The organism is Rhodopseudomonas sp. BR0G17, from assembly GCF_010907025.1.
In the GTDB taxonomy this organism is placed as follows: domain Bacteria; phylum Pseudomonadota; class Alphaproteobacteria; order Rhizobiales; family Xanthobacteraceae; genus Rhodopseudomonas; species Rhodopseudomonas palustris_H.
Map to the genome: position 1 here is coordinate 149095 of NZ_QUML01000011.1, position 12958 is coordinate 162052.

14 protein-coding genes and 1 pseudogene are annotated in these 12958 nt (G+C 65.9%); 5 read left to right on the top strand and 10 right to left on the bottom strand.

Going from position 1 to position 12958, the window contains the following annotated elements; genetic code table 11:
- Nucleotides 1-1137, bottom strand: a complete 1137-nt coding sequence (locus DY467_RS11360; RefSeq protein WP_164636113.1) for a glycosyltransferase — start codon at nt 1135-1137, stop codon at nt 1-3.
- 252 nt (nt 1138-1389) lie between these two features.
- Between DY467_RS11360 and DY467_RS11365 the strand changes: the two genes are divergently transcribed.
- From DY467_RS11365 to bcsS, 3 genes are all read left to right on the top strand, one after another.
- Nucleotides 1390-2196 (top strand): DUF72 domain-containing protein, encoded by an 807-nt coding sequence (locus DY467_RS11365; protein WP_164636091.1) that lies wholly within the window; start codon nt 1390-1392, stop codon nt 2194-2196.
- Nucleotides 2197-2341: 145 nt separating this feature from the next.
- The gene (locus DY467_RS11370) at nt 2342-2599 is read left to right on the top strand and encodes a hypothetical protein (protein WP_164572654.1); all 258 of its coding nucleotides are present in this window, start codon (nt 2342-2344) and stop codon (nt 2597-2599) included.
- A gap of 97 nt (nt 2600-2696) precedes the next feature.
- On the top strand, nt 2697-3599 hold the full coding sequence (gene bcsS, locus DY467_RS11375) for a cellulose biosynthesis protein BcsS (RefSeq protein WP_164636093.1): 903 nt from the start codon (nt 2697-2699) through the stop codon (nt 3597-3599).
- 33 nt (nt 3600-3632) lie between these two features.
- Here the strand turns inward: bcsS and DY467_RS11380 are convergent, their stop codons facing one another.
- The 5 genes from DY467_RS11380 to DY467_RS11400 form a co-directional block, all read right to left on the bottom strand.
- Complete coding sequence (locus DY467_RS11380; protein ID WP_107345525.1) at nt 3633-4805, bottom strand: ABC transporter permease; 1173 nt, start codon at nt 4803-4805, stop codon at nt 3633-3635.
- Nucleotides 4802-5755, bottom strand: a complete 954-nt coding sequence (locus DY467_RS11385; RefSeq protein ID WP_107356542.1) for an ABC transporter ATP-binding protein — start codon at nt 5753-5755, stop codon at nt 4802-4804. The genes DY467_RS11380 and DY467_RS11385 overlap by 4 nt, the downstream gene beginning before the upstream one ends.
- The gene (locus tag DY467_RS11390) at nt 5752-6555 is read right to left on the bottom strand and encodes an HlyD family secretion protein (RefSeq protein ID WP_164636095.1); all 804 of its coding nucleotides are present in this window, start codon (nt 6553-6555) and stop codon (nt 5752-5754) included. The genes DY467_RS11385 and DY467_RS11390 overlap by 4 nt, the downstream gene beginning before the upstream one ends.
- Nucleotides 6552-7268: a TetR/AcrR family transcriptional regulator gene (locus DY467_RS11395; protein ID WP_164636097.1), complete on the bottom strand. Its 717-nt coding sequence runs from the start codon at nt 7266-7268 to the stop codon at nt 6552-6554. Before DY467_RS11395 ends, DY467_RS11390 begins: the two co-directional genes overlap by 4 nt.
- 69 nt (nt 7269-7337) lie before the next feature.
- Nucleotides 7338-8477, bottom strand: a complete 1140-nt coding sequence (locus DY467_RS11400; protein WP_164636099.1) for a GGDEF domain-containing protein — start codon at nt 8475-8477, stop codon at nt 7338-7340.
- A 203-nt stretch (nt 8478-8680) separates the two neighbouring features.
- Between DY467_RS11400 and DY467_RS26210 the strand changes: the two genes are divergently transcribed.
- A complete protein-coding gene (locus DY467_RS26210; RefSeq protein WP_205502272.1) occupies nt 8681-8857 on the top strand; it encodes a hypothetical protein in 177 nt (58 codons plus the stop codon).
- An 8-nt stretch (nt 8858-8865) separates the two neighbouring features.
- On the opposite strand, the gene DY467_RS11405 is transcribed toward DY467_RS26210, so the two are convergent.
- The 3 genes from DY467_RS11405 to DY467_RS11415 form a co-directional block, all read right to left on the bottom strand.
- On the bottom strand, nt 8866-9276 hold the full coding sequence (locus DY467_RS11405) for a DUF2000 family protein (protein ID WP_164636101.1): 411 nt from the start codon (nt 9274-9276) through the stop codon (nt 8866-8868).
- Nucleotides 9277-9337: 61 nt separating this feature from the next.
- Complete coding sequence (locus DY467_RS11410; RefSeq protein WP_107346686.1) at nt 9338-9682, bottom strand: DUF4189 domain-containing protein; 345 nt, start codon at nt 9680-9682, stop codon at nt 9338-9340.
- Between the two features lie 138 nt (nt 9683-9820).
- Nucleotides 9821-10573, bottom strand: a complete 753-nt coding sequence (locus DY467_RS11415; protein ID WP_164636103.1) for an enoyl-CoA hydratase-related protein — start codon at nt 10571-10573, stop codon at nt 9821-9823.
- A gap of 99 nt (nt 10574-10672) precedes the next feature.
- Between DY467_RS11415 and DY467_RS11420 the strand changes: the two genes are divergently transcribed.
- Entirely contained in the window at nt 10673-11503 is an 831-nt protein-coding gene (locus DY467_RS11420; protein WP_164636105.1) for a LysR family transcriptional regulator, read from the top strand.
- A gap of 228 nt (nt 11504-11731) precedes the next feature.
- Here the strand turns inward: DY467_RS11420 and DY467_RS11425 are convergent.
- Nucleotides 11732-12940, bottom strand: a pseudogene (locus DY467_RS11425) (NTP transferase domain-containing protein); the annotation flags it as partial.
- Nucleotides 12941-12958: the final 18 nt, after the last annotated feature.

Here is a 12958-nt window from a genome sequence, read left to right on the forward strand (position 1 = left end):
TCATCGCTTGCGCCAGACGAACAGGCCGGACATCGCGTAGTTCCACACCACGCCCATCAGCGCACCGGCCGCGCCTGCCAACCACCAGGTGATGTGCTCGTTGTACACGGCGAAGGCGACGCCGACATTGGCGAGCAGACCGACGCCGCACACCAGATAGAACAGCAGCAGACCGCGGACGATCGCGAAGCCTTTGAGCCGCTGGTCGCGATAGGTCAGGAAATTGTTGAGGATGAAGTTGCTGGTCATCGCCACCAGCGCGGCGACACCCTGCGCCTCGGCGAACGGCTGCTCGAATACCTTCAGCACCACGAACAGCGTGACGAAGTGCACCACCACGCCGGTCGAACCGACCAGCGCGAACAGGATGAAGCGCAGCGACAACACGTCGTGGCTGAACTTCGCCAACACCAGGCCGAGGAAATCCAGCGCCACCATCGAGTCGAGCTTGCTCTCGCCGTGCAGCCGCGACCCGAAGGTGAACGGCACCTCGACAATGCGCAGGCTGCCGCGTGCGGTCGCGATCACGTCGAGCAGGATCTTGAAGCCCTGGGTCGAAAGCTCGGGTGCAAGCTGTTCGAAACGGTCGCGGCGGATCATGAAGAAGCCGCTCATCGGATCGGCGACCTCGATCTTCAGCGCCTTCTGGGCGACCTGGGTGGCGATCGAGCTGATCCCGGCGCGCTGGCGATTGAAGCTGTCGGCGCTGCCGCCTTCGATATAGCGGCTGCCGATCACGAGATCGGCGGCGTTGCTCTCCAGCAGCGACAGCATTTTGGCGAGCTGGGTTTCGTCGTGCTGCAGGTCGGCGTCCATCACCGCGGCATAGGGGGCGCCGGACGCCAGGATGCCCTCGATGCAGGCGCCGGAGAGGCCGCGCCGGCCGATCCGGCGGATGCAGCGCGCGCGCGGATCGCGGCGCGCCATCTCGCGGACCACCTGCCAAGTGCCGTCGGGAGAATTGTCGTCGACGAAAATGACCTCCCAGGCCACGCCGACGAGCGCTGCTTCCAGCTTTCGGAACAGCAGCTCGACATTGTCGCGTTCATTGAAGGTCGGGACGACCACCGAGAGCTGCAGCGGAACCGCCGCGGGCTGGGCACGGGTCGCGACCGCGGCTGGGCTGGCATCGATCATCGCGCCATGCGTATAGCGGCGCACACGAGCTCTGCCAAGGCGAGCCCCGGGCGATTTGGATCAGAAATGTTTTGAAATCGGGTGGCTAGGGCACCCCAAAAAGGTCAACGACCACGAACAACAGGTGCGCGTACATCCGGCGCTCCCTACTATTCAGTGGTCGTCTCGGCGTCGCACGCTCCGTATCGAAGCATCGACGTCGCCGTTGCAACCAAGATAGGAACGGGGTGCAACTTTCGCAAGGGGTCAGACATGAAGAAAGCTCAGGCAGGCGACATCCGGATCGGGATCGGCGGCTGGACCTACGAGCCGTGGCGCGGCGTGTTCTATCCGGACAAACTGCCGCAGCGGCGAGAGCTGGAATATGCCGCCTCTAAGCTGACCTCGATCGAGATCAACGGCACCTTTTACGGCTCGCAGAAGCCGGAGAGTTTCCGCAAATGGGCCAGCGAGGTGCCGGAGAGCTTCGTGTTCTCGCTGAAGGGACCGCGGTACGCCACCAACCGCAAGGTCCTGGCGGAAGCCGGCGACAGTGTCGAACGGTTCTACCATTCAGGCGTACTCGAACTCGGCGACCGGCTCGGCCCGGTGCTTTGGCAGTTTGCGCCGACCAAGAAGTTCGACGAAGCCGATTTCGGCAAATTCCTCGAATTGCTGCCGCGCGAGATCGACGGCCGCAAACTACGGCATGTCGTCGAGGTTCGTCATGACAGTTTCAAGACGCCGGCGTTCATCGCGCTGCTGCGCGAGCACAAGATTCCGGTCGTGTACTCCGAGCACGCGACCTATCCTGAGATCGCCGACATCACAGGTGATTTCGTCTACGCACGGCTGCAGAAGGGTAAGGACGAGATCGCCACCGGTTATCCGGCGAAAGCGCTTGCCGCATGGGCAAAGCGGCTGCAGCTCTGGGCCGATGGCGGCGAACCCGACGATCTGCCGAAGGTCGATGCGGCAGCCGCGAAGCCGCACAAGCGCGACGTGTTCGCCTATGTGATCCATGAAGGCAAGGTACGCGCACCCGCCGCAGCGATGGAATTGATCAAACTCGTCGGCTAAGTTGCGGCGGTACACGCCCAACTGAGCGGACGTGACGCGCGACATTGCGTCACCGCAAGGCCTTGCGACCGATCAATGGGATAGTCAGGGGCGGCGGGCTAGGCTCGCGCTCATGTACTACATCAACAAAAGGATCCGATTTCGGATGGACAAGATCGACTTCATGAACGGCCAGATCAAGGCGCTGGTGAACTTCGCCAACGCACTGATCAAGTCACATCCGTCGCCGACCATCCTGCGTCACCACTTCGAGACGGCAGCACGCGCCGCGCCGAATTCGCCCGAAGGCCTGTCGCTCTCGGAGGCGTATATCGACGGCATGGCCGACATCGATCGTCAGCTCGCAGTGGCGCTCGAACATGCGATCGCACGCCGCGACCAGCACGAGCCGCAACCGGACTAATCCCTCGACAACCCTACAACGTACTAGACAGTCGTCACAACCAGGACTTTAATACGTAAATATTGTCACGTATTAGTTGCTTACCTGAGTAGTGGCGATGCGTTTCGGCTGGGTGGTGAGCGCGTTCGGGCTCGTCGCGGTCTTGATCGCGCAAGCCGGCTGCGCCACCGCCCAGACCTTCGATCCCTCGCTCGACGAGCCCGAGCTCGACCTTCCGGCGCCGCCCTCGTTCGATTTCGGCGCGGTGACCCCGCCGGACATCGGGAGCGTCGATACCGATGACGACGAGGGACTAACCGGCGACCTCCCGGCCGGTCGAAGCAACTTCTCTCCTTTGGCCGACTTGGCTGCCGACCGGTTCAGTGGCGGACAAGGACATGCGTCGCTGCTGTTCGGCGGCTACGATCTGTGGCGCAACGGCGCCTCGCTCTACGGCGGGTTCGAATGGTTCGGCGGCGGCACCGCCGAGAATGGCCCGGTGGTCCGGCTGATGGCGTCGGAAGCTTTGGAGCGTTACCAAGCCGGGCGCTTCACTTATATCAACGACATTTCCCGCGCCTCGGTGCTGGCGGGCTGGCGTTTCAAATCCGGCGCGTTCGAACTGAAGATCCTCGCCGGCCCCGATCTCGAGAACCGGGCCTCGATGCCCGACTACCGCGAGCAGCGCTGGCGTGGCACCCATGGCGGCGTGCGCATCGCGGTGGAGAGCTGGGCCGAGCCGACGCCAGAGACCATGCTGTCGTCATCGTTCTACGCCACCACGATCGCAGGCAGCTATGGCGCGCGGCTCGCCGCGGGCTGGCGCATGTTCGACGCGTTCTGGGTTGGGCCGGAGATGTCCGGCTCCTCGGATGAATTCAGCCGGCAGACCCGGATCGGCATCCATCTCACCGGCTTCGAGGTGGCGGCGATGGAATGGTCGGCCGCCGCCGGCTACGTCCGCGACAGCTATGGCCGCAGCGGCATCTACAGCCGCCTCGGCGCATCGCTGAGGCGGTAGCCGGTCCAAGCCGATTACGAACGCCGGGGGCGATCAGTCGAGCGTGCGGCGGAATCGGGTGACGGCGATGGTCATCGCGATCAGCATCAGCGTCAGCAGCGCGAGGGCGTCGTACTGAAGGTTCTCCAGCGTCGAGCCCTTCAGCATGATCGCGCGGACGATGCGCAGGTAATGGGTCAGCGGCAGGCACTCGCCGATGTATTGCGCCCAGATCGGCATGCCGGCGAACGGGAACATGAAGCCGGACAGCAGAATCGACGGCAGAAAGAACATCATCGACGCCTGCATCGCCTGCAGCTGGTTCTGCACCAGCGTCGAGAAGGTGTAGCCGATCGCGAGGTTCGTGGTGATGAACAGCGTCGACAACAGCGCCAGCATCGCGAGACTGCCGCGTAGCGGCACGCCGAACAGCAGCACTCCGATGCCGAGGATCAGCGACGCCTGGATGAAGCCGACGCCGACGTAAGGCAGGATCTTGCCGAGCATCACCTCGACCGGCGTGATCGGCATCGACAGCAGGTTCTCCATGGTGCCGCGCTCGATCTCGCGGGTCACCGACAGTGCGGTGAAGATCAGCATCGTCATGGTCAGGATGGTGCCGACCAGACCGGGCACGATGTTGAGCCGCGACGAGGCGGCCGGGTTGTAGCGGGCGTGGGCGCGGATCTCGAACGGCGGATTGGCGGGATCGCCGCCGACGCGGTCGTGCATCAGCGCGGTCTGCACGATCTGCCCAAGCGCCGACAGCGCCGAGCCGGCAGCGACCGGATCGGTGGCATCGGCCGCGACCAGGATCGCCGGCTTGTCGCCGCGCCGCACTGCGCGTTCGAACCCGCGCGGGATTTCGACTCCGAACAGCACCCGCCCGGACAGCAGCAGATCATCGAATTCGGCGACGCTGTGCACCTCGCGGGTGAACTTGAAGTACGCGGTGTTCTCCAGCGCCTTCAGGATCGAGCGGCCGAGATCGGAATCCTCCTGCAGCAGCACAGCGGTCGGCAGATGCCGCGGCGTGGTGTTGATGGCGTAGCCGAACAGCAGCAGCTGCATCACCGGGATCACGATGATCATCGCGAAAGTGAGACGGTCGCGCTTGAGCTGGATCAGCTCCTTGACCAGCATCGCGTAAGTCCGGCGCAGGAAGCCGAACCGCGGCTCTTTGATCGGCGCGCCTGGCGTCGGCGCATCGGCCCCGGCCGCGGTCATTGGAAGTTGTCCTTCGACCGGCTCATCAGCTCGATGAACACGTCCTCGAGCGACGGCGCGCCGTGCTGCCAGCTCTGCCGCGGGTTGTTGCGATACGGCGCCAGCGTCTGGTCGAGCGCGGCCTGATCGCGGCCGGAGACGTGCAGACTGGTGCCAAACGGCGCCACCATGTCGACGCCCGGCTTGTCGGCAAGCTCGTGCGCCAGCGGGCCGAGGCCTTCGCCGGTGGCGACCCAGGTGGTGAGTTGCGAGCCGGCGATCACCTGATCGACCGTGCCGTGCGCAAGCAGATGGCCGTAAGCGATGTAGGCGATCTCGTGACAGCGTTCGGCCTCGTCCATGTAGTGGGTCGAGACCAGCACGGTGAGACCTTCGGCGGCGAGCGCGTGGATCTCGTTCCAGAAGTCGCGGCGGGCTTTCGGATCGACGCCTGCAGTCGGCTCGTCGAGTAGCAGCAATTGCGGGTTCGGCAGCGTACAGGCGCCGAGTGCAAGCCGCTGCTTCCAGCCGCCCGACAGTTCGCCGGCAAGCTGCTCCTCGCGGCCTGACAGGCCGAGCCGCTTGATCATCTCGCGCGCCGCGCCGCGGGCATCGGGCACGCCATACAGCCGGGCGACGAATTCGAGATTCTCACGCACCGACAGGTCCTGATACAGGCTGAAGCGCTGCGTCATGTAGCCGACCCGGCGCTTGATCTTGGCCGCATCGGTGCGGATGTCGAAGCCGAGACAGCTGCCCTCGCCGCGATCCGGCGTCAGCAGCCCGCACAACATCCGGATCGTCGTGGTCTTGCCGGAGCCATTGGGACCGAGGAAGCCGTAGATCGAGCCGCGCTTCACCTGCATCGAGAGGTCGTGGACCACCTCGCGGCCGTTGAACGACTTGGTGAGGCCGCGGACATCGATCGCGATGTCGCGGGCATCGGCCGCGATGGTCGGCGCGGCGGTCATGGCTTGCTGGCCGCGACCGGCGAAGGCGCCGCGGTGGCCGATGGCAAATACACGCTGACCGGCTGGCCGACCCGCAGACTCACCGGCTTGTTCGGCCGCGCCTGGATCAGATAGACGAGCTTGTTGCGCTCATCGAGGCTGTAGATCACCGGCGGGGTGTACTCCGCCGTGGTCGAGATGAAATAGATATCCGCCGACAGATCGGCCGCGCAATTATCGCACGTCACCCGCACCTTCTCGCCGATCGCGAGCTTCGGCAGCTCCGGCTCCGGCACGTAGAACCGGATCTTCATATTGCCCGGCGGCAGGATCGACAGCACCGGCTTTTGCGCCGCCACCATTTCGCCTTCGCGGAAATAGATCTGCTGCACCGTGCCCGTCACCGGCGCGCGGATTTCGCGGCGCGCCAGCCGTGTCTTCGAGGTCTCGACGCGCGCTTCGGCGACCCGCAGCGTCGAGACCGCGGCGTCGAGATTGGCCTGGGTGCCGGAGCCGGTCTTCGACAGCGATTGGGCGCGGTCGAAGGTCTGCTTGGCGTTGGCGAGCGTCGCCATATTCTGGTTGAGGTCGGCCTGCTGCAGGTCGTCGTCGAGCGTGTAGATCAGTTCGCCGGTCTTCGCCTCGTCGCCTTCGCGCACCTTGAGCTTGGTGATGCGGCCGGATTCGTCCGGGCTGACGAAGATCAGATCGGCCTCGACCCAGCCTTGATAACCGGGATCGTTGCCCTTGCCGCAGCTTGCGAGCGCCAGCGCGAGCAGCGCCGCAGCGCAGCCGCGTAAAACAAGCGAGGGTCGCGTCATGGCGCCGTCCTTTCGCCGAAAATCAGATCGAGATGCGCGCGCAGCATCGCCTGGACGTCGAGCGGCGCGAACCGGCCGAACAGCCCCTGCCAGATGACCGACAGCACCACCGGCGCGACCGCGAGCTGCGGAAACTGAGCCAGCGCCGCAGAGCTGATTTCGCCGCGGGCGACGCCGAGCTCCAGGATGCGGCGAATGCCGGCGACGCCCGGCTCGACCACGTTGCGGTAGTGAAATTCCGCCAGCGACGGAAACCGGGTGCCCTCCGCCAGCACCAGCCGCAGGATGTCGCCGCGCCGTGTCTGCGCGACATCGTTCACGAAAGCGTCCGCGAACGTCTCGAGCATCTGCCGCGCCGAGACGCCGGGGGGCGGCGGCGACGTCAGCCGCTGCATGGTCGGCACCAGCGCGGTGCGCACCAGCTCCTGAAACATCGCCTCTTTGTCGGTGAAGTGCAGATAGATCGTGCCCTTGGCCACGCCAGCGCGCTTGGCGACGTCATCGATCCGGGTCGCCGCGAAGCCGCGCGCAGTGAATTCATCCAGCGCCGCCTCGATAATTGCGGCGCGCCGTTCCGCCGCCTTGGCGGCGCGGGTCGACAGCGCCTCCGCTTCCGAAGCTGACTTGGTCCCTGACGCAGAACTGCGGGCCGCAGCAGCTCGCTTCGCCGCGACTGGAGTAGAAACCGACGGATTGAGTGAGGCGCGCTTCATTCCGAAATTATGACTGACCAGTCAGTCATAATCAAGATCTCTGCGTTCCACCCTTTGGTGGACGATCGTTCAGGCGCTGACGCGGTTCCGGCCGGCGCGTTTGGCGCGATACAGGGATTGGTCGGCACGCTGGATCGCATCGGCCAGGGTTTCGGCCGGAATGGCGGGCGCGATGCCGACGCTGATGGTGACGACGCGGCCGCCCCCGAGACCGGGGTGCGGGATCTTCAGGTCGCTGACTGCAAGACACAGCCGCTCGGCCGTGTCGTGCAGCTCGGCTTCCTCGAGCCCGGGCAGCACCACGGCGAATTCCTCGCCGCCATAGCGCACCACGACATCGCAGGAGCGCAGGTTGCGGCGGACCGCGGTGACGATCTGCTGCAGGCAGCGGTCGCCCGCGGCGTGGCCGCCGTGGTCGTTGAACAGCTTGAAATGATCGACGTCGATCATCAGCACGCTCTGCCCAAGCGACGGCACGATCGAAGCCGCCTCCTGCTCGATCAGTTCGTCGAGATAGCGGCGGTTGAACACGCCGGTCAGCGCGTCGGTGGCGGACAGCCGCTCCAGCGCAGCATTGGCCTGGCGCAGATCGCTCTTCAGCCGCGCATCGCTGCGGCGGATCGCCTCCAGTTCTGCGATCTGCGCATCCTTGCGCTGACGGGCGCGCAGCGCGATCACGCAGGTGACGATGCACAGCCCGACCAGATCGATATTGGTCCAGGCCGGCGGCCAGCGCAGGCCGGTGACAGTGATCAAGATGTACAGCACCGTGCCGCTAACGGTCATGATCTTGGTAGCCGGCCAGGACAGCGCTGATACCAGCGCGCCGGCGAAGATCACGAACAGCGCCGCCATCATGTAGCGCCCGGCGAACGGCTCCGGCGCGAACTGGCCGATCGCCGTCACCGACAGAGCGAACGCCACCACGGCGGTGGCCTGCACGGCCGATTGCATCGCCCGATCGTCGGGCCGCCGGTTGAGCACCAGCGCGAGCAGCACCAGCGGCGTGACCAACAGCAGCCGCAGCCCCAGCGCAAACGCCAGATGCGGTGCATCGAGCACGGCGAAGTCGATCGAGAGCGCAGCAAGGTTGACCAGCAGCGTTCCGATCAGAAACCGCCGCCGAGCGCCGGCACCGCGCATCGGATGGGCGGTATCAGACGCGTCGGATGTCCGGCGGTCATGGGGAATGGGCAACTGGTCGGTCACGCTCGCGTCCGTGGAATCGGCGGTGTCGCCGTGTTCCCTCATTGCGCCCTTGGCCGCTTAAGATGCGTTGATGCAGCTCTGCCACCCACGGTTTCCGGCTGCGATGCCTAACGAGCCGCTAAGCCGCACCCGACGAGACGAACGATTGGGAACGCCCGACAGCACTTGGGATTGTCCCGACAGAGCATCGAGGGAGAGAACGCATGTCCACCGAATGGCTGTGGGGTATCGGAATCATCGTGCTGGGGATCGCGATCGCCTACGCACTGATGCGCAACCGGACGCGCAGTGCCGCCGAAAAGCAGCTGACCGAGACGGTCGCCAAGGAAAACTATCGCGCCGAGGATCTCCAGGAGCGGCGGCGGCCGATGCCGGAATAGCACTCGTCTCAGGTGTGGAACTTGAGGCCGTCGAGGATCTTGTCGACCACCTTGCGGTCGGCCCGAACGGCGAGGCCGACCAGCGGCAGATCCGCCCGCGCCACCGCCTTCACCGCCTCGCGGTTGGCGGCATCGTGCGTGGTCTTGAACATCGCCTCGGTGTAGATCGCCGGCTTGACGTTGCGGGCCAGCGCCCGCTCCAGCGCGCGCGACAGACCAGGGCCATCGGCGCCGTACACCAGGATCGGCTGACCGATCAGCGGGTGATACGGCGTTCCACTGCCGTCTTCATAAGGCTCGCCGATGCACTCCGGGAATGCCGCAGCGATGCCGGACGTGACGAACGCCGCAACGTTCAGCTTCTGCCAGGCTTCGAGATCGGTGCGGATCACCAGCGCGATCTTGGTATCGAACTGCATGCCGTGCTGATAGCGCGGCCATCCCGGCCTGTCAGTTCACGATCGTTTCAGATCAGAACACTCAGCCCTTGGCGTCACACGCCCAGGCCCGGATCACACATTCCTTGCCGCCATATTCGTAGCAGCGCCGGGTCGCGGCGTTGAGCGAAGAGGAAATCTTCGATTCCACCGCGTAGCCGTGCGCGCCGCAGGGATTGCTCATGTCGACGGCCAGCGCCGCACAGGCCCGGCGCATCGTCAGCATGGTGCACTCGCCCTTGCAGCGCTGCCGCGCCGCCGCGATCGCGGCCGCCTCCGCCGGATAGTCAAAGGCTTGGCCATAAGCGCCGCATTTGCCGACCGCCAGAGCACCGGCCGCATGTGCCGGCGCAACGAGATGCAAACACGCGATCCAAACAACAGCCATCAGCGCGGCTTTGCGCCACGCGGCAATCAACAATCGCAACGTCCCCTCCCCCGAGGTTCAACCCGGGTTCCAAATTATCCGGCCGGCCGTTTCAACTTGGTGAACGAAGCGCAAATCGCCCGCAATGAGGTCGGCCGATCAGCGGTGCGGACTTCGCCGCGCCAGAAAACGATCGAGCTGCGGCTGCAATTCACCGGTCGCGAAGCTGAAGTGAAACAGCCGCCGCTCCAGCGCCAGCCCGTCGGCAAGCCCGACCGAGACCGCGCGGTCGACCGCCTGTTTGGCGAATCGCACCGCTTGTACAGGATGCGCCGCGATCAGTTTGGCTGCCTCGCAGGCAGCCTGGTACGCCGTGCCGTCGTCGACCACGCGGCTGATCAGACCGATCCGCTCGGCCTCGGCCGCGGAGATCAGCCGGCCGGTCAGGATCAGATCCATCGCGCGGGCGCGCCCCACCGCCCGTGCCAGCCGCTGGGTGCCACCACCGCCCGATAGCGTACCGAACGCTATCTCCGGGTGACCAAACCTCGCGCCGGCCCCGGCGATCACCAGGTCGCACATCTCGATCAGTTCGCAGCCGCCACCGATCGCATAACCCTCGACCGCCGCGATCAGCGGCTTGGTGCAGGTGGCCAGCCGGTCGCAGCAGCCGGAAAAATCCTCGGCCAGCGCCGTCGCAAGATCGATACCGCGCATCTCGGCGATGTCGGCGCCGGCGCAGAACACCTCGCGGCCGGTCAGCACGATCGCGGCGATCGCAGCATCGCGTTCCAGCTCATCGAGCGCCGCGGCCAGCGCCCTGATCACTTCCCGCGACAGCGCGTTGCGGGCCTGAGGCCGATCCAGTGTGACGATGCCGATGGCGGCCTGACGATCGATTTTCACCACCATGCCGGCTTCTCCCTGACTGCCGCGACGCCAGCGCCGATCTAGCCGCCCAGAATGGATCTGGTAAAATCGATCATTCAGAAAGATCGGTTGGATTTTCCAATGAATGTGCAGCACCTGCGCTACTTTCTCGCCGTGATGCAGGCCGGCTCGGTGTCACGCGCCGCCGAACAACTCGGCATCACCCAGCCGACGCTGTCGCAGGCCCTGAAGGGACTGGAGCGAGACTTCGGCACGGCGCTGTTCGCGCCGGACGGACGCGGCATCCGCGCCTTGCCGAGCGCCAAGCGGCTCGAAGCCAAAGTGCGCATGGCGCTGCAGACGCTGGCGGAGGCAAAGCGCGAACTCAGCGGACCGGCACCGGCACGGCTCAGGCTCGGCGTGCTGCCGAGCCTCGCGACCCATTGGCTGCCACGATTGCTGCCGGCCGATGGCGAAGCAATCGAACTGATCGAAGCGCCGGCCGACGAACTCGAAAAGCTGGTCGCGAGCGGCGGGCTCGATCTGGCGCTGTCGATCGCGCCGCATCGTAATCTGCACCGCAAGCTGCTGCTGAGCGAGCCGTTCCGGCTGTTCGTCGGACCTGATCATCCGTGGTCAGGCCGCCGCACCGTGGCGCTAGCCGACCTCGACGGCCACCCCTTCGTGTTGCGCCAGGGCTGCGAACTCGTCGGCACCGGCCGCCGGCTGCTCAGCACGGCGGGCGTGCGGTTTCGGATCGTCGCCAAGACGCGGCAGGAATCCACCGCCGCCGCGCTGGTCGCTGCGGGTCTCGGCTGCACGCTGGCGCCGGCAAGCTGGGGCGACGCAAACTTGCGGGCGCTCGACGTCGGCGGACTGACGCTGCAGCGCGACGTCACGCTGATCTGGAAACAGGCCGCCGGCGCCAAGGCCGCGGCGAAGCTCGCGACACGGCTGCAGGCGCGAGCCTGACTGGCGACTTGCTAGAGCGCTCATTGATTGAAGCGGACTTGGCCCTCGCCAAGGGTCCTAGAGTCCTCATCCTGAGGAGCCCGGCAAAGCCGGGCGTCTCGAAGGATGAGGAGCCGCATGGCTTGCGGCGCATGGTTCGAGACGGCGCTTCGCGCCTCCTCACCATGAGGTTGTGATTGTTGTAAGCGCCCCGAACTGCGCTCCGATTATATCTACCGCGTAACTGCTCTAGCCGCGCCGCGCCTGATCGAGCGCTTGGGGGGTGTCGATGTCGAGGAACGCCGCCTCGCCTTCGACCGGCACTTCGGTCACCGCTTCGCCGTGCTTGGCGATCAGATGCCGCGCACCGACATCGCCGCCAAGCGTCATCAGCTCGGCAAAGAACCGCCGCGACCACAGCACCGGATTGCCGCGGCGTCCCTCGGCGACCGGGACCACGATCAGCGCGCCGCGATCCGGATCGAACGCGGTGATCATCCGGTCGATCAAGGCCGCGTCGATCAGCGGCATGTCGCCGAGGCAGACGATCGCGCCGTCGGCATCCTCGCTCAGCGCCGTGATACCTGCCTTCACCGACGACGCGATGCCTTGGGTAAAGTCGGGATTGTGCACGAAGGTGAGATCGAGCCCATGCAGCGCCGCTTCGACTTCGCCGGCCTGATGGCCGGTGACAACGATGGTGCGCGCAGCCCGCGAGGCCAGCGCCTGCTCGGCGACGATGCGCACCAGCGGCTTGCCGTTGAGATCGGCGAGCAGCTTGTTCGGCCCGCCCATCCGCGTGCCGCGCCCGGCGGCCAGCACGATCGCCGCGACATTGCGGCCACTTTCGGCGACCGGCACGCGCGGCTGCGGCCGCGTCACGATTTCCATCAGCAGACCACCGACACCCATCGCGGTGATATCAGCGCGCGTGACGGTGAGCCCGGCGAGCAGCCGCATCAGCACCCAATCGAACCCATTTTCGACCGGCGAGCGCGCACAACCCGGTGCGCCGAGCAGCGGCACACCCGAGACCGCGCCGACCAGCAGCAGATTGCCCGGGTCGACCGGCATGCCGAAATGCGAAATCGTGCCGCCGATCGCGCCGATCGCCGCCGGGATCACATCGCGGCGGTCGGCGATCGCTGAGGCGCCGAATACGATCACCATCTCGGCGCCGAGCCCAACAAGCTCTTGGATCGCAGCCGACAGCGCAGCCTCTTCATGCGCGACGCGGCGCTCGGCAATGATCTCTGCGCCGGCCGGCGCGAGCCGCTCGGCCGTGACGCGCAGCGTCTTGTCGATCACCTTCGGGGCAAGGCCGGGAAGCAGCGTCGACACCACGCCGACGCGCTTGATCACGTAAGGCGCGATCCGCAGCGCGCCGCCCAGCGCCGCCGCCACCGCGGCGTCGCGCAGGCGGCCTTCGACACCGAACGGGATCAGTTTGAAGGGTGCTGTCTCTTATACACCTCT